General features: G+C 70.5%; 16 protein-coding genes and 2 pseudogenes. 8 read left to right on the forward strand and 10 right to left on the reverse strand.

From position 1 onward, the window contains the following. Positions 1 to 53: 53 nt before the first annotated feature. From IE206_RS13385 to IE206_RS13415, 7 genes are all read right to left on the reverse strand, one after another. Complete coding sequence (locus IE206_RS13385) at positions 54 to 2,783, reverse strand: discoidin domain-containing protein (RefSeq protein WP_189962348.1); 2,730 nt, start codon at positions 2,781 to 2,783, stop codon at positions 54 to 56. Positions 2,784 to 2,918: 135 nt separating this feature from the next. Then, positions 2,919 to 3,986, reverse strand: coding sequence for a bile acid:sodium symporter family protein (locus tag IE206_RS13390; protein ID WP_189962349.1), 1,068 nt, complete (start codon positions 3,984 to 3,986; stop codon positions 2,919 to 2,921). Between the two features lie 82 nt (positions 3,987 to 4,068). Beyond that, a complete protein-coding gene (locus IE206_RS13395) occupies positions 4,069 to 4,926 on the reverse strand; it encodes an isocitrate lyase/PEP mutase family protein (RefSeq protein WP_189962350.1) in 858 nt (285 codons plus the stop codon). Positions 4,927 to 5,405: 479 nt separating this feature from the next. Next, positions 5,406 to 6,305 (reverse strand): NAD-dependent protein deacetylase, encoded by a 900-nt coding sequence (locus tag IE206_RS13400; RefSeq protein ID WP_189962351.1) that lies wholly within the window; start codon positions 6,303 to 6,305, stop codon positions 5,406 to 5,408. A gap of 65 nt (positions 6,306 to 6,370) precedes the next feature. After that, the gene (locus IE206_RS13405; RefSeq protein WP_189962352.1) at positions 6,371 to 7,156 is read right to left on the reverse strand and encodes an ArsR/SmtB family transcription factor; all 786 of its coding nucleotides are present in this window, start codon (positions 7,154 to 7,156) and stop codon (positions 6,371 to 6,373) included. Positions 7,157 to 7,288: 132 nt separating this feature from the next. After that, entirely contained in the window at positions 7,289 to 10,006 is a 2,718-nt protein-coding gene (locus IE206_RS13410; protein WP_373300914.1) for a glycoside hydrolase family 2 protein, read from the reverse strand. 142 nt (positions 10,007 to 10,148) lie between these two features. Beyond that, a complete protein-coding gene (locus IE206_RS13415) occupies positions 10,149 to 11,324 on the reverse strand; it encodes an ROK family transcriptional regulator (RefSeq protein ID WP_189962354.1) in 1,176 nt (391 codons plus the stop codon). Between the two features lie 158 nt (positions 11,325 to 11,482). Between IE206_RS13415 and IE206_RS13420 the strand changes: the two genes are divergently transcribed. From IE206_RS13420 to IE206_RS13430, 3 genes and pseudogenes are all read left to right on the forward strand, one after another. Continuing rightward, positions 11,483 to 12,931 carry an APC family permease gene (locus tag IE206_RS13420; RefSeq protein WP_189962355.1) on the forward strand — a complete coding sequence of 483 codons (1,449 nt, stop codon included), beginning with the start codon at positions 11,483 to 11,485 and terminating at the stop codon, positions 12,929 to 12,931. A 132-nt stretch (positions 12,932 to 13,063) separates the two neighbouring features. Then, positions 13,064 to 13,402 (forward strand): annotated as a pseudogene (locus IE206_RS13425) (DJ-1/PfpI family protein); the annotation flags it as partial. Positions 13,403 to 13,404: 2 nt separating this feature from the next. Then, a pseudogene (locus IE206_RS13430) lies at positions 13,405 to 13,695 on the forward strand (isochorismatase family protein); the annotation flags it as partial. A gap of 72 nt (positions 13,696 to 13,767) precedes the next feature. Here the strand turns inward: IE206_RS13430 and IE206_RS13435 are convergent. Further along, positions 13,768 to 14,463: an alpha/beta fold hydrolase gene (locus IE206_RS13435; RefSeq protein WP_189962356.1), complete on the reverse strand. Its 696-nt coding sequence runs from the start codon at positions 14,461 to 14,463 to the stop codon at positions 13,768 to 13,770. A 158-nt stretch (positions 14,464 to 14,621) separates the two neighbouring features. Beyond that, a complete protein-coding gene (locus IE206_RS13440) occupies positions 14,622 to 15,869 on the reverse strand; it encodes an MFS transporter (RefSeq protein ID WP_189962357.1) in 1,248 nt (415 codons plus the stop codon). A gap of 248 nt (positions 15,870 to 16,117) precedes the next feature. Here IE206_RS13440 and IE206_RS13445 point away from each other — a divergent pair, with 248 nt between their 5' ends. After that, a complete protein-coding gene (locus IE206_RS13445) occupies positions 16,118 to 17,140 on the forward strand; it encodes a LacI family DNA-binding transcriptional regulator (protein WP_189962358.1) in 1,023 nt (340 codons plus the stop codon). 42 nt (positions 17,141 to 17,182) lie between these two features. Here the strand turns inward: IE206_RS13445 and IE206_RS13450 are convergent, their stop codons facing one another. Next, positions 17,183 to 17,761: a DUF4352 domain-containing protein gene (locus IE206_RS13450; protein ID WP_189962359.1), complete on the reverse strand. Its 579-nt coding sequence runs from the start codon at positions 17,759 to 17,761 to the stop codon at positions 17,183 to 17,185. Between the two features lie 186 nt (positions 17,762 to 17,947). On the opposite strand from IE206_RS13450, the gene IE206_RS13455 reads away from it, so the two are divergent. The 4 genes from IE206_RS13455 to IE206_RS13470 all read left to right on the forward strand — a co-directional run bounded on the left by IE206_RS13455 (position 17,948) and on the right by IE206_RS13470 (position 22,191). After that, positions 17,948 to 18,241, forward strand: coding sequence for a hypothetical protein (locus tag IE206_RS13455; RefSeq protein WP_189962360.1), 294 nt, complete (start codon positions 17,948 to 17,950; stop codon positions 18,239 to 18,241). Positions 18,242 to 18,389: 148 nt separating this feature from the next. Continuing rightward, positions 18,390 to 19,574 (forward strand): thiolase family protein, encoded by a 1,185-nt coding sequence (locus tag IE206_RS13460; protein WP_189962361.1) that lies wholly within the window; start codon positions 18,390 to 18,392, stop codon positions 19,572 to 19,574. 67 nt (positions 19,575 to 19,641) lie between these two features. Beyond that, positions 19,642 to 21,078 carry a benzaldehyde dehydrogenase gene (locus IE206_RS13465; RefSeq protein WP_189962362.1) on the forward strand — a complete coding sequence of 479 codons (1,437 nt, stop codon included), beginning with the start codon at positions 19,642 to 19,644 and terminating at the stop codon, positions 21,076 to 21,078. Positions 21,079 to 21,291: 213 nt separating this feature from the next. Next, positions 21,292 to 22,191, forward strand: a complete 900-nt coding sequence (locus tag IE206_RS13470) for an AEC family transporter (protein WP_229853191.1) — start codon at positions 21,292 to 21,294, stop codon at positions 22,189 to 22,191. Positions 22,192 to 22,193 lie beyond the last annotated feature (2 nt).

Genomic DNA, 22,193 nt, shown 5'->3' on the forward strand with positions numbered 1-22,193 from the left:
AACCCCCACCACCCACCAGACACCGAGAGCCAGAACAACCTAACGGAGTCCTACTAGTTCACGGTCAGTTCCGCGATGCCCGGATGCTGCTTGGCCTTGGCGTCTCCCCGCACCGTCACGCGCACGTACCGCGCGAGTCGCGCATCACCCGCCGTCGCGGCCTGCCAGTGGCGCCCGTCGAGGGAGAGTTCGATGCTGTAGGTGGTGGGCTTGGTGCCGTCCCAGGTGGGGGTGACCTTCGTGACGCGGACGGGCTTGGCGAGGTCCGCTGTCAGTTCCCCGCTTGCCCCGTCCGGCACCCAGGCCGTGGCCCCGTTGCCGTCGAGCGCGGCGTCCGCGTACATGCCGGGCTGTTCGGACGAGGCGGTGGCGGTGGTGCAGCGGGCCGCGTTGGTGGTGGGTGCGAGGTCGGGTCGGCGGGTCTTGAGGACGGCCGGGGAGCCCTTGCTGACTACCTGCTCGCCCTGGGGGGTGTCCAGCCTCATCGGGGCGCCGTCGGTGAGGCGCACGGTGGTGCGGTGGGCGCCGATCTCCATGTCGTAGGTGCGTCCCTGCCAGGTCAGTCCGCGCAGAGTGACGCCGCGGTCGAGCTGCGGGGGCAGCATCGGGTCGACGTGGAGGCGGTCCTCGCGCATCCGCAGGCCGGTCAGGCCGTTGGTGAAGACCTGCAGGAAGCCGCCCTTGCCGGTCAGGAAGTCCTGGGCGGGCGTGCCCGCCAGCGGGTCCTGGGCGCCCGCCTTGTTGCCGCGGGCCTCCGAGAACTGGGCGAAGGGGCCGCGCACGAACGGCTTGATGGAACGTTCCAGATAGGTGTACGTGGAGCAGCCCGGCTCGCCGAGCCCGGCGGCGTCGATGGCGTTCACCGAGTCCGTCATGGCCGGGCCGTCAGGGTCGGTGCGCTGTGCGTAGTAGTCGAGGGTGGCGGCGTCGGAGCCCTGGGGCATCGGCCACTCCAGCGGGTACATCAGCAGCACCGTGTCGGCCTGCTTGATGGTGCTGCCCCGGTAGCCGTCGTACTGCTCGAAGACCTTGCTCTGTTCGTTGTACGGGATCCGGATGTGGTCGGCGATCGTCTTCCACGCGGCGGGGGCCGGCTGCCCGAGCAGTTCGGCGGCGCGGACGGCGTGGCGCAGGGCGGTGACGGCGCCCGCGTTGGTGAAGACCGCGTCGTCGACGCCGTTGCTGTATTCGTCGGGCCCGGCCGTGTCCTTGATCGAGTAGCTGCCGTCCGCGTTGCGGCTGACACGTCCCGCCCAGAACTCGGCGATTCCCTGCAGCACCGGCCAGCCGCGCTCGCGCAGCCACTGCGTGTCGTTGGTGGCCAGGTAGTACTGCCAGGTGGCCAGGGAGATGTCGGACTGGAGGTGGATCTGGGTGCGGCAGTGCGGCGGGTCGACGCTGTGGCACTCCTGGGCCAGGTTGCCCGAACTCCCGCTGTTCCAGGGGTAGAAGAGCCCTTGATACCCGAGCCGGCGCGCATTCTCGCGGGCCCCCGCGAGGGTCCGGTAGCGGTAGTCGACCACGGTCCTGGCGAGTTCGGGCCGGGTGGCGAGCAGGCCCGGGTACATCCACGTCTCGGCGTCCCAGAAGACGAGGCCCGCATAGTTGTCGCTGGTCAGACCCGTCGGAGCAATGCTGTTGGCCGCGCCCTCACGGGTGTTGGAGTACAGCCCGTACTGCGCGGACCGCACCCACGACTGCATCCCGGGCTGTCCGGGTATCTCGATGTCGCTGCGCCACAGCCGCGACCAGGCGGCGGTGTGGGCGCTGAGCAAAGCATCCCAGCCGTCGTCGGCGGCACGCCGGGAGGCGGCGGTGGCATCGCGGCGCGGTGCGCGCGAGGTCAGAGAGGTGTCGACGCCGACGTACTTGGCGAAGTCGTACGACTTACCGGACTGAACCCGGAGGATGAGTGCCTGATGGGTCGTCATGCCCACTGGTGGCTGCGCCAGTTGGGCCTTGGTGCCGTGTGTTCCGCGTCCGGCGCGCAGGGTGGAGGCGACGGCTCCGTCCACGTTCGTGCCGTCCGTGCGGAAAGCCACATCCATGCTCGGTGCGGTCCCGTCGCCGTGCTGCCCGCCGGTCCGGTCACCGCCGCCGGTCTGGCTCATGCGCCGGGCCCCGCGCCCGTCCAGCAGGTCGGTCACGGTCGCCTCGCCGCTCCAGTGCGGCGTCATGCTCAGACGTACGGCGCCCACGTGTGGGTTGACGCGGTCGGCGAGCACCTCGTACACGAGGTCGGTCCGGCGGCCGTCGGAGGCGGTCCAGGTCAGCGACGTGCGCACCACGCCGCAGTGCAGGAGGAGCGACTGACGGTAGTGGGAGATCCGGCCGGACGGTGTCGAAGAGTTGAAGGTATCGCGCTGTGCTCCGCCGGTGCCGACGGCGAGCGAGGTCCAGGTGGGCAGCGCCGCGACGGCCTGCCGGTCCCCGGCGGTCTGTTTATTGTGCGCGTAGAGCCCGGACACGAAGGAGCCGTCGTAGCTCGGGGTGAACAGCGGCCAGCCGGTCTTGGCCGTGCTGTCGGCGTATCCGGCACCGTTCGGCGGCACGCGCTGCCCCAGGTAGCCGTTGCCGACGAAGGCGTGGTTGGTGTTTGCCGGGTCGATACGAGTGGTGCCCAGCGTCCAGCCGTCGCCTTCGGAGCAGGTGGGGGTCGTGGCGGCGGTGTTCCGCACTGGCTGCGAGGCCGCCGGCGGCACGGAGGCGAGAAGCGCTCCGGCCAGTAGCACCGCGGTCAGCCGGGCGGCACGCGGCCGCACACCGAGGGAGTACGACGTCATGGTTCTCCGTCACTCTGGTTCGCCTGCGAGGGTCCAGGGACAATAAATTTCATGAACGATTGACGTCAATAGGTGTGCAGTTTTCGTTAAGTTCTGAACGGGCGGGCGGACGGTTGGCGCCCGAGACGAGGTGTTTCAGCCGCAGGTGTCGCTGCTGCCCGTCCGTATCCGTATGCCCCTTCCTCGGTCGTCACTGGTGCTCGGGGCGGCGGACTGCCTGGCCGGCCAGCGGCGGGCCAGCCAGGCGCAGGTCACCAGCTGGATGGTGTGGTAGAGCATCAGCGGCAGTACCACGATCCCGACCCGCTCCGCCGGGAACAGCACGGTGGCCATCGGCAGCCCGCCGGCCAGGCTCTTGTTCGAGCCGCAGAACACGGCGGTGACCCGGTCCGCGTACGGCAGGCCGATCAACCGGGCGGCTCCGTAGGAGAGTTGAAGGGCCAGGGCGAGCAGGAGTGCGCAGAGCGCGGCCAGCAGGAGCAGTCGCCCGGGTGAGACGCGCTGCCAGATGCCGGTGGTCATGCCACGGCTGAACGCGGAGTACACGACGAGCAGGATGGAGCCCCGGTCGCACACGGTGATCAACGCCCGGTGTCTGCCCAGCCATTCGGTGACCCAGCGCCGCGCCACCTGCCCGGCGAGGAAAGGCGCCAGGAGCTGAAGGGCGATGTCCCCGAGCTGCGAGGCCCGTATCGGCATTCCCCCGCCGCCGGTCTGCCCGATGAGGGCGACCGCGAGCACGGGAGTCAGCACCACTGCGAGGACGGTGGAGAACGACGCCGAGCAGATGGCCGCCGCCACATTGCCCCGGGCCATCGACGTGAAGGCGATCGAGGACTGAACGGTGGACGGGAGGACCGTCAGGAAGAGGACACCGACGGCCAGTTCCGTGCTGAGTACGGAACGCGGCAGCAGCCCGGCCGCCAGTCCCGCCAGCGGGAACGCCGCAAACGTCAGGGCCAGGATGGGGACGTGCAGCCGCCAGTGCCGCAGACCGTCGTACGCCGCCCGCGGCGAGAGGCGGGCGCCGTAGAGGAAGAACAGCAGGCCGACGGCGACCCGGACGGCGAGCGAGACGCCGTCGGCTGCCGCGCCCTCGACCGGGGCGAGCGTCGCCACGCCGATGACGGTGAACAGCGCGACGATGTACCAGTCCACGCGGTGCCGGATGTGACGGGCGACCGAGCGCAGGATAAGGAGCATGCGTCTCCTTCTGCGGAGCGGGGATTCACATGGCGCGGGGCCGCGCCGCCGACGAGGCGGAGCGGCCCCTCCTGACTCACTGTCAGGCGTCGGCCGGGACACGGTCGTGGTGGCGGCTGATGTTCCCTTCAAGGAGCGTCAGGCACTCGGCGACGCCGACGCTGGCCGGGGTGTGCTCGGGCAGCCGCCCGTCGGCCGCCTTGAGGTCGCTCAGCGCGCTGTCGATGGCGCTCTGGGCGGCGAACAGGCAGGGCGTGCTGTAGATCGCGACATCGACGCCCAGTTCCTGAAGCTCCGTCAGTGAGAGCCGTGGCGACTTGCCGCCCGCGATCTGGTTGAACAGCAAGGGTTTGTCGCCGATGACGCGGCGCACCTTGTGAATCCAGTCGATGCTGCGCACCCCGTCGACGAGGATCACGTCGGCGTCGGTCGCTGCCAGGGCTTTGGCCCGGCGCAGGATCTCCTCCTCCTCGGTGGCGTCCGTGCGGGCGACGACGACCAGGTCCCGACGGGCCTTGAGGACCATGTCGAGCTTTTCCAGGTACGCGTCCAGCGGCAGCACCTGCTTGCCGTCCACGTGGCCGCAGCGCCTTGGCCGCTGCTGGTCCTCCAGGATGATGCCGGAGGCCCCGCCGTGCTCCAGCTGCTGGACCACGTGGCACGCCGTTTCCGGGTCGACGTAGCCGTCGTCGATGTCGACGAGCAGATGCTGCTGGGGGAAGGCGAGCCGCAGCCGCTGAACGAACGCGACGATGTCGGGCCAGGCGATGAAGCCGATGTCGGGCAGGCCGTAGTGGGAGGCCGCGAAGCCGAATCCCGAGACGAACATTCCGTCGTAGTGCTGCGCCGCCACGGACGCGGAGAACATGTCGAAAATGCCGATCAGGGGGGTGGTGCCGTCGTTGTGTATCGCGGTGCGTAGCCGGTTGGGGTGATTCACGGGTACCCTCCGATGAGGTCGCGGTCATGTGTCTCGCGGCCGGCCCGTTGCCTGCCAAGTCGACGGCCGGGGCGAGGCGTTGCATACCGAAGCGCCCTTGGGGCCATGCCGTTTCGGTGTGGCCCCATTTCCGTGTGCACGTATGTGCCGTGGGTGGGTGTCTTTCTCTTGCGCGCGGTCAACGGCATGAGCAATTACGGGAATTGCCGCTGTCGTTCCCGGCATGAGCAGCGTAGGGAAAGAGTTGGTCATGCAACAACCATGACTTTGTAATGTCGGCTGCTCATGGCTGCTTTTGCGCCGGTCGTCGCGAACCGCGGCCGCTGCGAGACGGCAAGCCGAAAACGGTCACCGCCCCAGGTCCGGCGGCATTTCGCGTGTGACGGCCCCATTGATTGATTACCCGTCAGATGTGACGGTGTCGACGCCGGATAGTCCGAATCGGTTCACATGGCTCGGCCGGGCCGATTCGAGCCGCCTTAGGCAGCCTTCCGGCCGTCGACGGGGATGTGGAGTCGGTCGGCCAGGGCGGTGAGTGCCGTGCCCAGGGGAAGTGCGACTCGGGTGACGGCGTGCTGGTCGCCGCGTGTCGGGTCCTGATTGACGATGAGTACGGGCTTGCCGGCCCGGGCCGCCTCGCGGACGAACCGGAGCCCGGACATCACGGTGAGCGAGGAGCCCAGGACCAGCAGCGAGGTCGACTCGTCGACCAGTGCGCGGCAGCGCGCGACCCGCTGCGGTGGCACGGCCTCGCCGAAGAACACCACGTCGGGTTTGAGGATGCCGCCGCATTCCGCGCAGGCCGCGACGCGGAAGTCCCTGACCTGCTCGTCGGTCAGGTCGGCGTCACCGTCGGGGTTGAGTCCGGCGGCCACCGGTTCGAAGCCCACGTTTGCCTCTTCGAGCCGCCGGGCGAGTTCGCGGCGCGCGCTGAAACCGCCGCAGGAAAGGCAGACGACCCGGTCGAGGCTTCCGTGCAGCTCCACCACGCCCTCGCTGCCCGCGGCCTGATGCAGACCGTCGACGTTCTGGGTGATCACGCCCGAGAGCAGGCCGTGCCGCTCGAACGCCGTCACGGCCAGGTGTCCGGCGTTGGGCCGGGCGCGGCCGAACGTACGCCAGCCGAGGTGGCTGCGCGCCCAGTAGCGGCGCCGGGCCCCGGCGGCGGCGGTGAATTCCTGGTACGTCATCGGGGTGTGCCGGCTCAGGCTCCCGCCTTTGCCCCGGTAGTCGGGGATACCCGACTCCGTGGAGATGCCGGCCCCGCTGAGCACCAGCACACCGCCGGCCCGCAGCGCATCGGCGACCGGCCCGGGATCCGTGGTGCCGGGCCTCAGGCCGTCGGTGGGCGTCCAGCTCAGGGTGGGGCGCATGCGCATACCGCCAAGCCTACGAAAACGGCCGGGGCGCCGGTACGGGACGGCCGGTCGAATGAGATGGGGGCTCAGTGTGCCGCGAGGGGCTCGCCCGTCTCCAGGAGGGTCTTCAGGCTGGACAGGATCGGCGGCCAGCCCTGGCTGCACATGTCGTGCAGGATGCCCTCCGGGTCGAAGTCGTGGGTGACCGTCAGCTTGACCTGGTCGCCCTGGGGCTCCAGGTCGAAGGTGACGTTGGAGCGGCGCTCCACCGCGATCTGCGCCCGTACGTCCTCCGCGATGCCGACCGCCTTGGCCCACTCGTCCGTGAACGAGTGCCAGGTGTAGGCGAGTTGGCGGTACGGGTCCGAGACGAGGACGATCTGTTCCGGGTCCGCCATCGTCGCACCGCCCTGCTTCCAGACCAGCGGCGAGCCCTTCTTCCAGTCGCTCTCGAAGCCCACGCCCCAGTACCGCTCGGTGAAGGCCGAGTCCGTCAGGGCCTGCCACAGCCGCTCGGGGGTGGTGCGGATGTAGGTCGTGTACACGAACGTCTTGCTGTCCATGAGGGGCTGCTCCAATGCTCTCTTCAGGTCCGCGAGGGCGTCGACCCTGCTCTGGTCGAACCGGCTGATCCACCGCTCGGCGATGGCGTTGATCGGCACGGCGTTCAGGTAGTGCAGCTTTTCCCGCCCCTGCCGCACCGTCGTGACGAGTCCGGCGCCCTCCAGGACGGCGAGGTGCTTGCTCACCGACTGGCGGGCCATGTCGAGGCCCGCGCACAGCTCCCGCAGGGTCTGTCCGTTGCGGCCCCGCAGCCGGTCCAGCAACCGCCGCCGGCTCGGATCCGCCAAGGCCTTGAACACCGCGTCCATGACTCGTCACCCCCAGTCATGCAGCCATATGGCTACCTGTCCATGATTGGCACCCCTGTGGCTGCACGTCAAATGGGAGCGGGCCATCAGAACGGGAACGCCCCCGCCCGGTCGTTCAAGCGGGCGTGCTCCTCACTCTCCCGGCATCGTCGCCGTCGCCGTGTTCCACCCCGACACCCGCAGCATCGGCGCCGAACCGTGCAGGTCCGCCGTGCGGTACGTGGCCGTCAGGGTCGTCGACTCCCCGGGCCACAGGCTCACCTGGTTGTCCGACCACCGCACGGGAAGGACCGGCGTGCCCGACGCGTTCACCAGGTGTACGTCGGTGAGGAGTGCCGGGGCGGGCCCCGAGCCCGTGTTCCGTACCCTCACCGTCGTCGTGGACGTGCCGTCCGCGTCCACCGTCGTCGCCCCGCTCGCGGACACCGTCGCCCTCGGCATCGCGGCCAGGCCCTTCAGGTCGGCGTACGTCGTGGTCGGGGTGTGGAACCAATCGGTGTGGGCGTAGTCCAGGGTGTCCGGCCTGGTGGAGAGCCAGTACACGTTCCGGCTCACCTCCTTGCCCGAGCCGTCGCTCAGCACCAGCTTGGCGAGGTACGTCGTCGACAGGCCGCCCACCGACGCCGGGACGGTCAGCGCGGTCGTGCTCGCGCCGTTGCCGCCGACGTTCACACCCGTCACCGTACGGTCGTACTTCCGGGTGCCGTCCACATCGAAGAGCGAGACGCGGGCGGTGAGGCCGGACGCCGCATCGGGTCGGCTGTTCACCACCGACACCGCGCGGTTGTCGTACGCGTACTGGATGTGCAGCGGCTCGTTCGCCTTCTTCGCGCCGAAGTAGGCGCCGCCCTGGTCCAGATAGCGGTCCGTCAACTGCCAGTGCAGGGAGGTCCATCCACTGTTGAACATCCAGTACACGACCCCGGTCGCCGGCTTCGCCGCGTCCTTCGCGTTGCGGCCGTACGCCTCGAACTGGGCCCGCACGTTCTCGTACTGCGCGAGCTGCGCCTTGCGTACGTAGTCGTCGAGGCCGGCCGGGGCACCGTAGCGGCCGGCCAGGGCGTCGTCGTACAGCTTGAGCGTGGCGAAGGTGGAGGAGGGGGAGCGGTGGTACTGCTTCGCCGACGGGGACTTCCACAGGGTGTCGAGCTCCGCCGGTGACAGCATGCGGCGCAGGGTGTCGAGGGTGGGGATGTCGGGGCCCGCGCTGGTCTCGGAGTTGAAGCCGGTGGCCCCGCCCTCCTGCTTGTTGTACCAGTAGTCCGGCGGCACCCAGTCGTACGGGCCCGTCATCTTCATGCCCGAACTGCCCGTGACCGGGGCCGAGTTGTCGGATGCGGCCGCGACCACGGGGGTCGGCCAGTCGGCCGCCTTCAGCGCGTCCACGTAGTTCTTCTCGATCGTCTTGTCGGGGGCGAAGTCGCTGCCGATCAGGAAGGAGATCACGCTCGGGTGGTCGCGAAGGCGGGAGGCCTCCGCCGTCATGGAAGCCTTCGCCACGGGATAGTCGGCGGCCGTCCACTTGTCGCCGGACTCGCCGCCGTTGACCTGGCCCTCCCACTTGTCGCAGCACTCCCAGCCGGGCAGCGTCAGAATGCCGTAGCGGTCGGCCAGGTCGAAGAACTCGTCCGGCTCGATGTGCCCTTCCAGGCGGATGGTGTTGAGCCCCAGGTCGAGCGCGTACGTGAGCCGGTCCTCCACATAGGTGCGGTCCCAGCGCAGATACTCGTCGGGGGACCAGCCGCCGCCCTTGATCAGCAGCGGGCGCCCGTTGACCGAGTACTGGCGCGCGCCGTCGGCGTTCAGCGGCGCCTTCACCTCGCGGATGCCGAACGACTCGCGAGCCGAATCGGACGGGCTCCCGGCGACCGACGCCGTCAGGTTCAGCTCGTACAGCGGCTGCCCGCCCATGCCCGCAGGCCACCACACCTGCGGTGCTATCAGGCGGAGTTGGGGATGGGTGGCCGGGGTGAAGGTGACCGGCTTCGTCTCGTGGGCCTTGAGCGTGACGTCCTGGCTGAACGCGACCTGGCCCACCGTGCCGGATACGGTCGCGGTGACCGGAGCCGCCGAGTCGTTGCGGGCCTGGGCCTTCACGGTCAGGTCGGCGGACGACAGGGACGGCACCGCGAGAGACGTCACCACATGTGCGTCACGCAGCGCGACCCGGCCGCCGCGTCGCACCACCACATCGCGGACGATGCCCATGTTCTGGTCGGGCGGCGGCTGGAGCCAGTCGATCCAGCCCATCGTGAGGTTCTTCTTCGGATCGTTGGGCTGTATGCGGAAGGCCACTGTGTTGGTGCCCGATGTCACCAACTCGCTCACGTCCAGCTCGTGTTGGGTGTACGCGCCGGTGACCGCGCCCTTGTCGGCGACCTGCTTGCCGTTCACGTACACGTCGGCGGCCGAGATCACCCCGCTGAAGTCGAGGTAGGTGCGCGAGGCGGTGTCGGCGACGGTGAAGTCCGAGCGGTACCACCAGGGGACGGTGAAGTCCGACTTCGGGATCTTCTGCTGGTTGGCCGAGTAGAAGGGGTCGGCGTACTTCCCGGCCGCGAGCAGTGCGGCAAGCACCGTGGAGCGTGCGCCGGCATTGACCCAGCCGGTGGCGGGATAGCCGGGGCTCGATACGGCGGCCGGGGAGTCGGTGACCTTGGCCGTCGACTGGATCGCGAATCCGGCCAGAGCCGTCGAACTGCCCGGCGCCGAGGCGATGGCGGTCACCCGGGCGTGGGCAGGATGGAGGACGGGGGCGGCCGATGAGGTGCCGGCGGTGAAGGCGAGGACCAGACCGAGTGCCGCGACCGCGGCGGTCCTTCGACGCACGAGGGCAGGGCGGTGGAACACGGTGGTCTCCCAGGGGGCTGGTCGGAACATCCGCGCATCGCTGCATCGCTACAAGTAAAGAATCCTTACTAACTCGTATCAGCAAATTAGAGGGGGTGAGAGGGGCATGTCAATCGCAGGCCTGAGGGGTGACGCGGAGTCCTCAGTGCGCCGAGCGCCGCTCGAAGGCCACGTCCCGTGCCGTGCCGAGGGCCGTCGCCACCGCGCCGAGCAGCACCGCGTCCTCCCCGAGCGAACTCGGCGCCACCTTCGGCCGCAGCGGGGTGAGCGCGCGGAGCGTGTCCCGTACGGGGCGCAGGAGCAGATCCGCGCTGTGGCCGACGCCGCCGCCGAGCACCACGAGATCGGGGTCGAGGACGGCCGCGACCACCGCGACGGTGTGCGCGATCCGCTCGCCCTCCAGCTGAACCGCCTTGACGGCAGGGGAAGTTCCGGCCCGCGCCGCGTCGAAGACGTCCTTCGCGGTGAGCGGGCCCGCCATGCCGAGCGAGCGCGCGGCCGCGACGACCGCGTCGCCGGAGACCGCGTCCTCCAGGGTGTCCGGCTTCTGGAGGCCGGGCCACGGCAGGAAGCCGATCTCGCCCGCGCCGCCGTGCGCCCCGGTGAAGAGCTGGCCCTCGCTGACCACACCCATGCCGAGACCGGTGCCGATCATGACGTACACGAAGAGCCTGCTGCCCGAGCCGACGCCGAATGTGTACTCGCCGAGCGCCGCCAGATTCGCGTCGTTGTGGACCGCGAGCGGTATGCCGAGCCTCTCCCGCATCTGGTCGAAGAGGCCCGGCCTGCCCCAGCCCGGCAGGTGCTGGGCATAGCGCACGCGCCGCTTCTCGGCGTCGTACACGCCGGGGGTGCCGACCACCGCCTGGGCGACCTTGTCCGCGTCCACGCCCGAACCCTCGACGAGCTGGTGCGCGCTGGTGACGACCAGATCGGCCATCGTGGCCGAGGTGCGGGCGTGGTTGCGGACCTCGGAGCGGGCCACGACCTTGCCGTCGAGGTCGGCGAGGGCGATGCGCAGCCAGGCCCGGCCGATGTCGATGCCGAGCGCGTAACCCGCCGTCGGATCGGGCGCGTAGAGCACGGCGGCGCGGCCCCGCTCTGGGACGATCGTGCCCGCCTCGCGGACCAGGCCCGCCAGTTCGAGCGAGGCGAGCGCGCTGGACACGGTGGGCTTGGACAGGCCGGTGTCCCGCGCGAGCTGGGCCCGGGAGGCGGGGCCTTGGGCGCGCAGCCGGTCGAGCAGCAGCCGCTCGTTGGAACTGCGCTGCCGCTGCGGGTTCCAGGGCAGGTCGCCACCCTCGTCGCTGCTGGTCATCGCATCATTCTCACGCATTGGTCGGAGCTGTTCACTGACGACCCCTTGACGGTGAAAGTAAAGGTACTTAACTTAAGCACGCCCAACGCCGAGGGAATCCCGCACCGGCGCATCCGCAACAGCTCCCTCTCTCGCCCATCAGCCCCGGGAGGACCCCAGTGTCCGGAACCCCTCCGCCGGCCGGCGGCTTCGTCCGCCGGATCGGACTCTTCCAGGCCACCGCCATCAACATGAGCCAGATGTGCGGGATCGGCCCCTTCGTGACCATCCCGCTGATGGTCGCCGCGTTCGGCGGCCCGCAGGCCGTCATCGGCTTCGTCGCGGGCGCGATACTCGCCTTCGCCGACGGTCTGATCTGGGCCGAACTCGGCGCCTCGCTGCCGGGCTCCGGTGGCAGCTACGTCTATCTGCGCCAGGCCTTCCAGTACCGCACGGGCCGCCTCATGCCGTTCCTCTTCGTGTGGACGGCGATGCTCTTCATCCCGCTGGCCATGTCCACCGGCGTCGTCGGATTCGTGCAGTACCTCGGCTACCTCGCCCCGGACCTCGGGCAGACCCCCGGTGACCTGATCGGGCTCGGCATCATCGCCTTCGTGATCCTGCTGCTCTGGCGCGGCATCGAGCACATCGCCCGGATCACCGCGGTGATGTGGGTCGTGATGATCGCCTCGGTGGCCCTGGTGATCGTCGCGGCCGCCACCGACTTCAGCCCGCACCTGGCCTTCGACTACCCCTCCGGCGCGTTTGAGCTGACGAGCAGTCAGTTCTGGATCGGATTCGCCGCGGGCCTCACCATCGGCATCTACGACTACCTCGGGTACAACACCACCGCCTACATGGGTGCCGAGATCAAAGACCCCGGACGCACCCTGCCGCGCTCCATCATCTACTCCGTCCTCGGCATCATGGCGATCTACCTGCTCCTTCAGATCGGCACCCTCGGCGTCATCGACTGGCAGCGGATGCTGGACCCGAACGACATCGCGTCGAGCTCGGTGGCTTCCGCGGTCCTGGAGAAGGCCTGGGGCAAGGGCGCCGCCGACGTCGTCACCGTCCTCATCCTGATCACCGCGTTCGCCTCCGTCTTCACCGGGCTGCTCGGCGGCTCCCGGGTCCCGTACGACGCCGCCCGCGACAAGGTGTTCTTCCGCCCGTACGCCAAACTGCACCCCCGGCACCGCTTCCCGATGCTGGGACTGGTCACCATGGGCGTCGTCACCGCCGTCGGCTTCATGATCGGGCGCCACACTGATCTGACCACCCTCATCCAGCTCCTTACCACGGTGATGGTCATCGTCCAGGCGCTCGCCCAGATCCTCGCCGTCACCGTGCTGCGCAAGCGGCAGCCGGGGCTCCGCCGCCCGTACCGCATGTGGCTCTACCCGCTGCCGAGCCTGATCGCCCTGGTCGGCTGGCTCACCATCTACGGCTACGCCGACAAGAACTCGCCCGGCCGCCACCCCGTCGAATGGTCACTGGCCTGGCTGGCGCTCGGCTGCGTCGCCTTCGTCCTGTGGGCGCGCTTCGAGAAGGTCTGGCCGTTCGGGCCGCGCGAGATCCGCGAGGAGTACCTCGACGAGTCCGCGGGGGAGGCGCTGCCCGCCTGAGGTGCGGAGTCGGCACCCGGTCGCTCATCGGCCGGGTGCATCCGCCGGGTCCCCGAACCCGGCGGGTCCGCATGGCCGGATGTGACAGGGAATCGTCATCGCGGCCGCTGGGGCCCGCGGTGAGGATGGGTCATGCCCACTTCGCACCGGGTCGTCATCGCGGTCTTCCCCGATGTCGACCTCCTCGACGTCACCGGACCGGCCGAGGTCTTCGCCCTGGCCAACCGGGAGACCTCGGGCGGCGCCGGATACGAGGTCCGCCTGGCCGGGCCCGCGTCCGGCGAGGTGCGCACCTCGGCGGGGGTGCGGCTGCTCGCCGACCTGTCCTTCGACGAGGTCGGCGCGCGGGTGGACACTCTGCTCGTGCCCGGCGCGGTGGACATGACCGACGAAGGCCCCCTCGCCCGGATCGACCAGGACGTCGTGGCCTGGGTGAAGGACACCGCGCCGCACGCCCGGCGGGTGGCATCGGCCACCGCACGGAACTGGAGAAGACCCTGACCGAACTCGGTGCCGCCCCGGGCAGCGGGAAGGATCTGGTCATCGGGGGGTTCATGACCCACATGTGTGTCAACTACACCTCCCAGGGCGCCTTCAACCTCGGCTACCGCCCGACCGTCGTCGCCGAGACCACGGCCACCCGGGCCCTCGCCGCCCCCGACGGCACGGTGCTGCCCGCGGCCGCTCTCCAGGCCGCGGCGCTCACCTCGATCACGGACCTGTTCGGCATCGTGGTGGCCACGGTCGACGAGCTGCCCGAGTGACGTGCCCGGCGCCGGGCGGCAGGGCCACGGGGGTGCCCTGCCGCCCGGCGCGCCTGGTGACTTGAGGGGTCGTCAGACCCATCCCTCCAGCGACGCCATGAACCCCTCGAAGTCGTCGCGGTGGATGGTGTGCCCCGCGCCCTTGACCGTACGCACCTCGAAACCGCGTGCTTCGAGGCGGGCCACCTCGCTCGTGTCGTACAGGAAGCTTCCGTCGGCGAACTGGACGAGCGAGGGGACGACGGCCTTCTCGGGGACCTGGTCCGCGCTGAATATCGGGGCGAGGCCGAGCGCGCTGTTCTCGTCCCAGAGCTTCAGCGTGGCCAGCTCGATGTCGACGTCCTCGGCCTCCCAGCGCGGATTGAGCGCCGCGACCGTCGCCCGGCTCGCCGCCTTGAACTGGGCGAAGATCTCCGGACTGACGCCCTGCTGCCGGGAGTTGACGTTCCAGGCGGGGTCCGAGTAAACCGCGCGGGCCGGCCGCAGCCGGTCGGCGGCGAGCGACAGGGAGAGCCCGCCGAGGGAGTGGCCGATCGCCAGCTCGGCGCCGGCCGGGAGGGTTTCGACGAGATCGTCGGCGAAGAGCTCGGCGGTGTACTCGCCGCGCCCGCTCGCCCCGTGGCCGCGCAGGTCCACCGCGATGACGCGGTAGCCCCGCTCGGCGAGCGCGGGACCGACCTTCCGCCAGGTGCGGTGGTCGGCCATGATCCCGTGGATCAGGAGCGCGACACGGTCGCCCTCTCCCCAGGTGCGGGTGTTGAGCTGCACGGTGGTGCCTTTCGATGTGGGTGGTGCTGTCGGGCGATGGTGGTACGGGGCCGGGGCGGGCGGTGCGGTCAGGCGCGGGCCCGCCCCGGAACCGTACGGATACGGATCATGGACCGGCACACCTGTCAGGTGTGCGCCGACCCCGACCCGTACGTCTCTCAGCGCACGGACCTGATCGGGCGCACCGCGAGCGCGCCCAGGACCGAGAGCGCCGCTCCGGCCAGGAAGAGTGCGGTGTAGCCGCCGCTGACCGAGACGATCAGCGAGGCCGCGAAGGGGGCGACGATCTGCGGGCCCGCGTTGGCGACGTTCAGGACGCCCATGTCGCGGGCGGCGTCCTCGGCCTTCGGCAGGACCAGGGTGACGAGGGCGGTGTCGACCGCCATGTAGCAGCCGAAGCCCAGGCCGTTGACGACCGAGAACGCGATCATCGCGGGCCAGCCCGGCGAGACGGCCGGGATGACCAGGGCTGTCGCGGACAGCGCGGCCGACGCGCCGACGAACAGCTTGCGTCGGTCGTGGCGGTCGGAGAGCCAGCCGCCGAGGACGGTCGAGACGACCATCGCGAGCGCGTTGACGGGCATCAGGATCGCCACGGCCTGCTCGGGCCCCAGTCCGGCGGGCAGACGGGTGTGGTCCTGGAGGATGTAGAGCTGATATCCAGCCACCGCGAAGTAGCCGAGCACGAGCAGTGCGCGGCCGATGAACGCCCAGCGGAAGTCGTGGTCGCGCAGCGCCTCGGTGAACGCGGCGAGCTGTCGCGACACGGGCAGCTGTGCCTTGGCGGGCCGCCGCTCCTCGCGCGTACCGGCGGTGAAGATCACCGCGGCGGCCGCGACGAGCGCTCCGAGGACCAGGTAGCCGGTGCGGTAGTGGTCCGAGAAGGCTGCGCCGAGCAGTGCGCCGATGGTCGAGCCGAAGGGCAGCCCGAGCCCGACGGCCGCCGACGCCCTGCCGCGTGCGGCCATCGGAACCCGGTCGGGGACGACCGAGGTGAGGGCGGCCTGGTAGACGTTGAGGACCGCCTGGCCCAGGCACCACACGATCGTGACCAGCAGGATCGTGTGGACCGCGCCGAGCAGGAACATCACCGGCAGCGCGAGCAGCCCGCCGCCGAGGATCCAGGGATTGCGGCGCCCCGAGCGGTCGGAGAGCGCGCCGGCCACCGGGTTGAACACGGTCGCGAAGATCGCCGAGACACCCGAGACGAGTCCGAAGTCGGCGACCTTGTGCGCTGCGTCGATGTGCTCGATCTGGAGCGCGAGCAGTACGCCCGGCACGCCGATGTAGAGGGCGTACAGGGCGGTGTTGCCGAGCAGGAGCAGCGGAAGCAGCCCGCGTGCGGGCCGGGGAGCCGGGGCGGTGACGGCCACCGGAATGCCGGTACCGGGGGAGGAAAGGGCCACGCTGCCCTCCGAGGAGTGAGGAGGCGGATGAGGGGTGCAGGAGCTGAGCTGGGTGGCGTCCTGACCGGCCGGAATTGAGGGGTACCGGGCTGGAGGGTCGCCTGCGTGACACCGGTGACCGCAAGGGCCGAGGCCATCCGATGCGTGTGGTGACACGTGTCAATTGCTCGTGTAAACACTGTGTAGCATCGAATTCAGGCCATCCGCTAGACCCCGAGCGGGATGCGTCTGGAAAGATGCCGATCGCGATGAGCCAGACACCCAAGCAGCCTGCCGACCGTCCCGTCCCGACCAGCGCCGATGTGGCTCGCCTGGCCGGGGTCTCGCGGGCGACCGTGAGCTACGTGCTCAACAACACCTCGGCCGTGCGGATCAGCGAACCCACCCGGGTCCGGGTCCGCGCCGCCGCCGAGGAACTGGGCTACGTCCCGCACGCCGCGGCCCGCAGTCTGCGCGCCGGCCACACCCGGATCGTGCTGCTTCCCACGGCGCACATCCCGGTCGGCCCGCTCTACAGCCGGTTCTTCAACGAGCTCCAGTGGGAGCTGCGCCGGCTGGACTACACGGTCGTCCAGTACGGCAGCCTCGGGCTCGGCGCGGACGAGGCGGCCCGCGCGTGGGCCGAGCTGCGGCCCGTCGCCGTGGTCTCGCTCGGCGAGATCGAACTCACCCCGCAGGGCGTCCGGCTCCTCAAGCGCTCAGGGGCCCGGGCGGTCATAACGCTGGGCCCGCAGCGCGTCGAGGGCGCCCACGCGCTCGTGATGGACCAGCGCGAGATCGGCGAGAGCGCGGTGGCCCACCTCCGCGAGCGGGGCCGCCGCCGCATCGGCGTGCTGATCCCCGAGGAGCCCGGCCTCGAACTCTTCTCCAAGCCGCGCCTGGCCGGAGCCCGCAAGGCCGCGCACGGCACCGACGCGGTGATCGAACCCGTCACGATGGCGTACACGGAGGAATCGGCGGCCGAACTGGCGGGCCGCTGGCGGGAGTTGGGCCTGGATGCGGTGTTCGCGTACAACGACGAGTACGCGATGCTCCTGATGCGCGCCCTCCAGGACGCTGACATCGATGTCCCCCGCGAAACCGCGGTGATCGGCGCGGACGACCTCTTGCTCGGCCGGCTGCTCCGCCCCCGCCTGAGCACGGTCCACGTGGAGATGGTGACCGGCCGCCACCTGGCCGAGCTGGTGGACCGCGTGGTGCGCGACCCGGAGGGCACCCCGGAACGCCACGACCTGATGGGCGCCAGGGCGCTGCCGCGCGAATCCAGCTGAGCGGGCGCCTCGGCCTCGACGGCGCGGGTGCCCGCGGCGGAACTACTTCACAGACCACTGGCCCGTCTGGTCGGCGAACCCGCTGTCCATGGTGAACTGCACGGTGGTGATCTTCGACGTCTTCGGCACCTCGAACAGGATCCAGCCGAGAGCCTTGTCGCCAGGCGGAATCTTGGCGGACGCGGGCATCAGTGGCCCGGCGGTGATCTCGCCGAACGTCGTCGCGAACCGCTGACCGTCGGTGTCGGCGGCCTGCGCCCCATTGGACGGACTGTCCTCATAGGGAGCCGAGCCGGTGTTGACCAGTTCGAACTGTGCCGCCGCCCACCGACCTCCGTCCTGCGGAGCGGAGAACTCGTTGGCGCTCACGGCCGGGTCGAGCCACCGCTTGACCGTGACGTCGAGCTGCTCGCCCTTGTTCGTGCCCTTGAGGGTGATGGTGTCGCCGACAGCGGCGGTCTTCGCGCGGCCCGCTGCGGGTTGCGCGGCCCGGGACGACCCGGGCGCCGAAGGCCTGCTGTCGTTGGGCTTGGTGGTGACTGTGTTTCCCGCAGTGCAGGCGGTGCCCGCGAGAAGGAGAAGTACGCCTGAACTGATGGCGTGGGTGATGGTGTGGCGCATGGTGCCCCCAGATGGTGCATGGCTGAGGGACGAAGTGTGGGCGCGTTGCCGACCAGTCGCGATCGATGTGGCTGGTTCGTGACGACGTGGCGGTATCCACGTGACGTGATCGTGTCGGGTGGGACTCGAGAGGAGTGTGGGGCGGGACGGCGTGCGGCCGGGCCCCCGGGTGATTAGCGTCGGAACATGAGCAACCAACCGCGGCCCGCGAGCCGGCACCCCCAGCGTTTCGAGATCCTGCTCGTTCCCGAGCACGTCGAGGACCGGGGCGGTGCCTCGGTGGCGGACAGTGCCGTGCGGTCCGCCGTCGTCGAGGCCACCGGCGAGTGGGGGGTGTCGGGCTATCCGCGCTATGCCGGGCACGGCATCGAGGCCGAGATCGACTCGGCCGGCCGCGCGGTCGAGGCGGTGCTCGTCGACGGGGCCGAGCTCGACATCGGTCTCGGCGTGGTGGTCAGGGAGGTCCCGGCCCGGCCGTGATGCGTGATCGCGTGATGGCCGGGGCCCGTTGACAGCGGACGGCGGCGGGCAGAGACTCGGGCGCAGCCATTCATGAACATCACTTCACTGGGCGAACGGGCGGTCGTGGTGGCCCCGAACCGGTGAAGAGATCCGTGGGAGAGACCCGATGAGCATCCGCGACGTGTACATCGTCGACGCCGTCCGCACCCCGATCGGCAAGTTCGGGGGTGCGCTCGCCCCGGTGCGGCCCGACGACCTCGCCGCGCACGTGGTCAGGGCGCTCGTGGACCGGACTTCGGAGCTCGACCCGGCCCGCATCGACGACGTGTACTTCGGCGACGCCAACGGCGCGGGGGAGGACAACCGCGACGTGGCCCGCATGGCCGTGCTGCTCGCCGGGCTCCCGGTCTCGGTCCCCGGTGTCACCGTCAACCGCCTCTGCGGCTCCGGCCTCGAAGCCGTGATCCAAGCGGCCCGCGCCATCGCCGTCGGCGACGCCTCGATCGCCGTCGCGGGCGGCGTCGAGTCGATGTCCCGCGCCCCCTGGGTCGTCCAGAAGCCCGAGCGTGCCTTCCCCGCCGGCCACCAGCAGATGTACTCGACCACCCTCGGCTGGCGCATGACCAACCCGAAGATGCCCGCCGAGTGGACGGTCGCCCTCGGCGAGGGCGCCGAACTCATCGCCGACAAGCACGGCATCACCCGCGAACAGCAGGACGTCTTCGCCCTCGACAGCCACCGCAAGGCCGCCGAGGCCTGGGCCAAGGGCCTCTACGACGGCGAGGTCGTCCCGTACGACGGGGTCGATCTGGCCCGCGACGAATGCATCCGGGAGTCCTCCACCCTGGAGGCGCTCGCCCGGCTCAAGCCCGCCTTCCGCGCGGACGGTTCGGTGACCGCGGGCAACGCATCGCCGCTCAACGACGGCGCCGCCGCCCTGCTCCTCGTCGACGAGGAGGGGCTGCGCGCCACCGGCCGCGAGCCGCTCGCCCGCATCCGCAGCTCCGCCGTCACCGGCATCGAACCCCAGCTGTTCGGGCTCGGCCCGGTCGAAGCCGTCCGCAAGGCGCTCGCCAAGGCGGGCAAGGACTTCGGCGACCTCACCACCTTCGAGCTCAACGAGGCGTTCGCCGCGCAGTCGCTCGGCTGCCTCGCCGAGTGGCCCGGACTCGACCCCGCCGTGGTCAACCCGCGCGGCGGCGCCATCGCCATCGGCCACCCCCTCGGCGCGTCCGGTGCCCGGCTCGCCGGAGCCGTCGCCCACCAGCTGGCCGCCGCCGGCTCCGGCACGGGCCTCGCGGCCCTCTGCATCGGCGTGGGCCAGGGGCTCGCTCTCGTGCTGGAACGCTGACGCGCTTGGTGCGTAAGGGACTTGCTGGACACCCCCCTCGGTGCGACACGCTGACTGGAGAGGCTTCATGACCCTGCTCGACCCCAAGACGTGGCAGCCCAGAACGCTCGCCGGGGGTGAGTACGAGGTGGTCGAGCCCGCCACGGGGGAGTCGCTCGGGGCCGTCACCCTCGCCGCCGGGGAGGACGTCGATGCGGCCGCCGAAACCGCCGTCGCGGCGCAGGTCGCCTGGGCGCGCGCCCCGCATTTCGCACGTGCGGCAGTCCTGCGCCGGGCGGGCGATCTGTTCGCCCGTCATGCCGACGAGCTGCGGGAATGGCTGGTCCGCGAGTCCGGATCGGTGTCCGGCAAGGCGGACTTCGAGCTGCACGTCGCCGCGCAGGAGTGCTACGAAGCCGCCGCCCTCGCTTCCCGGCCGCTCGGCGAGGTGCTGCCGAGCGAGCAGCCCCGGCTCTCCTACACCCGCCGGGTCCCGGTCGGTGTGACCGGCGTGATCGCCCCGTTCAACGCCCCGCTCATCCTCTCCATCCGCTCGGTGGCCCCCGCCCTCGCGCTCGGCAACGCCGTGCTGCTCAAGCCCGACCCGCGCACCACCGTGTGCGGCGGGCTCGCGCTCGGGGCCGTGTTCGCCGAGGCCGGGCTGCCCGAGGGACTGCTGCACATCCTGCCCGGCGACGCCGAGACCGGGCAGGCGCTGGTCGCCGACCCGCGCATCCCCGTCATCTCCTTCACCGGATCGACCGCCGCCGGACGCCGGGTCGGCGAGGCGGCCGGCCGCCAACTCAAGCGCGCCCACCTGGAGCTGGGCGGAAACTCCGCACTCGTCGTGCTGGCCGACGCCGACATCGGGGGCGCGATCGCGCAGGCCACTTGGGGGTCCTTCTTCCACCAGGGCCAGATCTGCATGACCACCGGCCGCCACCTCGTGCACGACTCCTTGTACGAGGAGTACGTCGAGCGGCTCGCCGCCAAGGCCGACGCGCTGGCCGTCGGCGATCCGTACCGCGAGCAGGTCCACCTCGGCCCCGTCATCGACCGGTCCCAACTCACCAAGATCCACGGCCTGGTGGAGTCCAGCACCGCTCGTGGTGCGCGGCTCGCGGCGGGTGGCACCCACCGGGACCTCTTCTACCGCCCCACCGTGCTCGCCGACGTCGACGACCACACCCCCGCCTATGCCGAGGAGGTCTTCGGACCGGTCGCCCCGGTCCGCTCCTTCGCCACCCTGGACGAGGCCGCGGCCCTGGCGGCGGCCGGCCCGTACGGTCTCTCGCTCGGCATCGTCACGCGGGACACGGCGCTCGGCCTTGAGCTCGCCGATCGCATCCCGACCGGGATCGCCCACGTCAATGACCAGACGGTCAACGATGAGGCGGTCGCGCCCTTCGGGGGGATTGCGGCGTCCGGGACGGGGGCGCGGTTCGGGGGTTCGGCGAACCTGGACGCGTTTACGCAGTTGCGGTGGACCACGGTGCGGCGTGAGCCCGCGGGCCATCCGTTCTGAGCACCCTGCGGTGCGGCTTGTTCGGCTGCTGGTCGCGCGGTTCCCCCGCCCCTTTGGGGGACGGGTGCCGCCCAGGGCTTCCAGGCCGCTTACCCGGCGTTCGCCGGATCGCGACCGGATCGAAGCCGGCTGTTCGGATACTGCGACCCCGACTGCGAGCACCGGACAGCGGTTCGGCATTCTTGGGCGGTGCACTCGGTTCTCTCCGGCTTTTTGCCCATCTGGACCATCACCGCGTTCGGCTGGGCCGCCGGGCGGTTCAATCTGCTCGGTGACCAGGCCCAGCAGGTCCTCGGCCGCTTCGCGTTCACCTTCGCCATGCCGTCGCTGCTGTTCCTCACGATGGCCAAGTCGAGGCCCGGCGAGCTGGCGCAGCCCGGTGTCGTGGTGTTCGCCCTCAGCCTGCTCGCCGTGTTCGCGGCGGGGCTGATCGTGAGCAGGCGGCTCTTCCGGCGCAAGAAGGCCGAGCAGGCGATCGGCGCCATGGCCGCGTCCTATGTGAACTCGGCGAACCTCGGCATCCCGGTCGCCGTGCACGTCCTGCACGACACGTCGTTCATCGTGGCGGCGGCCCTGTTCCAGATGCTGTTCATCACGCCGCTGATCCTGGTGCTCATAGAGCTCGACGTACGCCGGGACGCGGGCACGCGCCGGCTGCGCATCCTCCAACTGCCCATACGCAACCCGGTGGTTGGGGCGTCGGCCGCGGGGGTGGCCGTCGCCGCGATCGGGCTGCGCCTGCCCGACGAGGTCACCTCACCGCTCACCATCCTCGGCGGCGGTGCCGTCCCGGCCGCCCTGTTCGCGCTCGGCATGTCGCTCACCGCACGAGCCGCGGCCGACCCGGGGGAGCGGGCCGAGCGCGGCCTGCTCGTCGCCCTCAAGGTCGCTGTACAACCGCTGCTCGCCTACGCGTTGGGGAGGTGGGCCTTCGGGCTCGGCGGGCACGAGCTGTTCGCGGTGGTGCTCTGCGCCGGACTGCCCACGGCGCAGAACGCCTTCATCTTCGCCTCCGAGTACCGGTTGGACACCGCGCTGCCCCGGGACACCGTGCTGCTCTCGACGCTCCTGTCGATGGCGTCCCTCTCCCTGATCGCGGTTCTCCTCGGCTGACC

The sequence above is a fragment of the Streptomyces violascens genome (genome assembly GCF_014649955.1).
Taxonomy (GTDB): domain Bacteria; phylum Actinomycetota; class Actinomycetes; order Streptomycetales; family Streptomycetaceae; genus Streptomyces; species Streptomyces violascens.

Excerpts from the sequence above, each read along its gene's own strand:
- IE206_RS13460 (WP_189962361.1), top strand. The coding sequence starts at position 18,390 with ATGAGCATCCGCGACGTGTACATCGTCGACGCCGTCCGCACCCCGATC.
- IE206_RS13390 (WP_189962349.1), bottom strand. The coding sequence starts at position 3,986 with ATGCTCCTTATCCTGCGCTCGGTCGCCCGTCACATCCGGCACCGCGTG.
- IE206_RS13445 (WP_189962358.1), top strand. The coding sequence starts at position 16,118 with ATGAGCCAGACACCCAAGCAGCCTGCCGACCGTCCCGTCCCGACCAGC.
- IE206_RS13400 (WP_189962351.1), bottom strand. The coding sequence starts at position 6,305 with ATGCGCATGCGCCCCACCCTGAGCTGGACGCCCACCGACGGCCTGAGG.
- IE206_RS13450 (WP_189962359.1), bottom strand. The coding sequence starts at position 17,761 with ATGCGCCACACCATCACCCACGCCATCAGTTCAGGCGTACTTCTCCTT.
- IE206_RS13405 (WP_189962352.1), bottom strand. The coding sequence starts at position 7,156 with ATGGACGCGGTGTTCAAGGCCTTGGCGGATCCGAGCCGGCGGCGGTTG.
- IE206_RS13415 (WP_189962354.1), bottom strand. The coding sequence starts at position 11,324 with ATGACCAGCAGCGACGAGGGTGGCGACCTGCCCTGGAACCCGCAGCGG.
- IE206_RS13385 (WP_189962348.1), bottom strand. The coding sequence starts at position 2,783 with ATGACGTCGTACTCCCTCGGTGTGCGGCCGCGTGCCGCCCGGCTGACC.
- IE206_RS13465 (WP_189962362.1), top strand. The coding sequence starts at position 19,642 with ATGACCCTGCTCGACCCCAAGACGTGGCAGCCCAGAACGCTCGCCGGG.
- IE206_RS13455 (WP_189962360.1), top strand. The coding sequence starts at position 17,948 with ATGAGCAACCAACCGCGGCCCGCGAGCCGGCACCCCCAGCGTTTCGAG.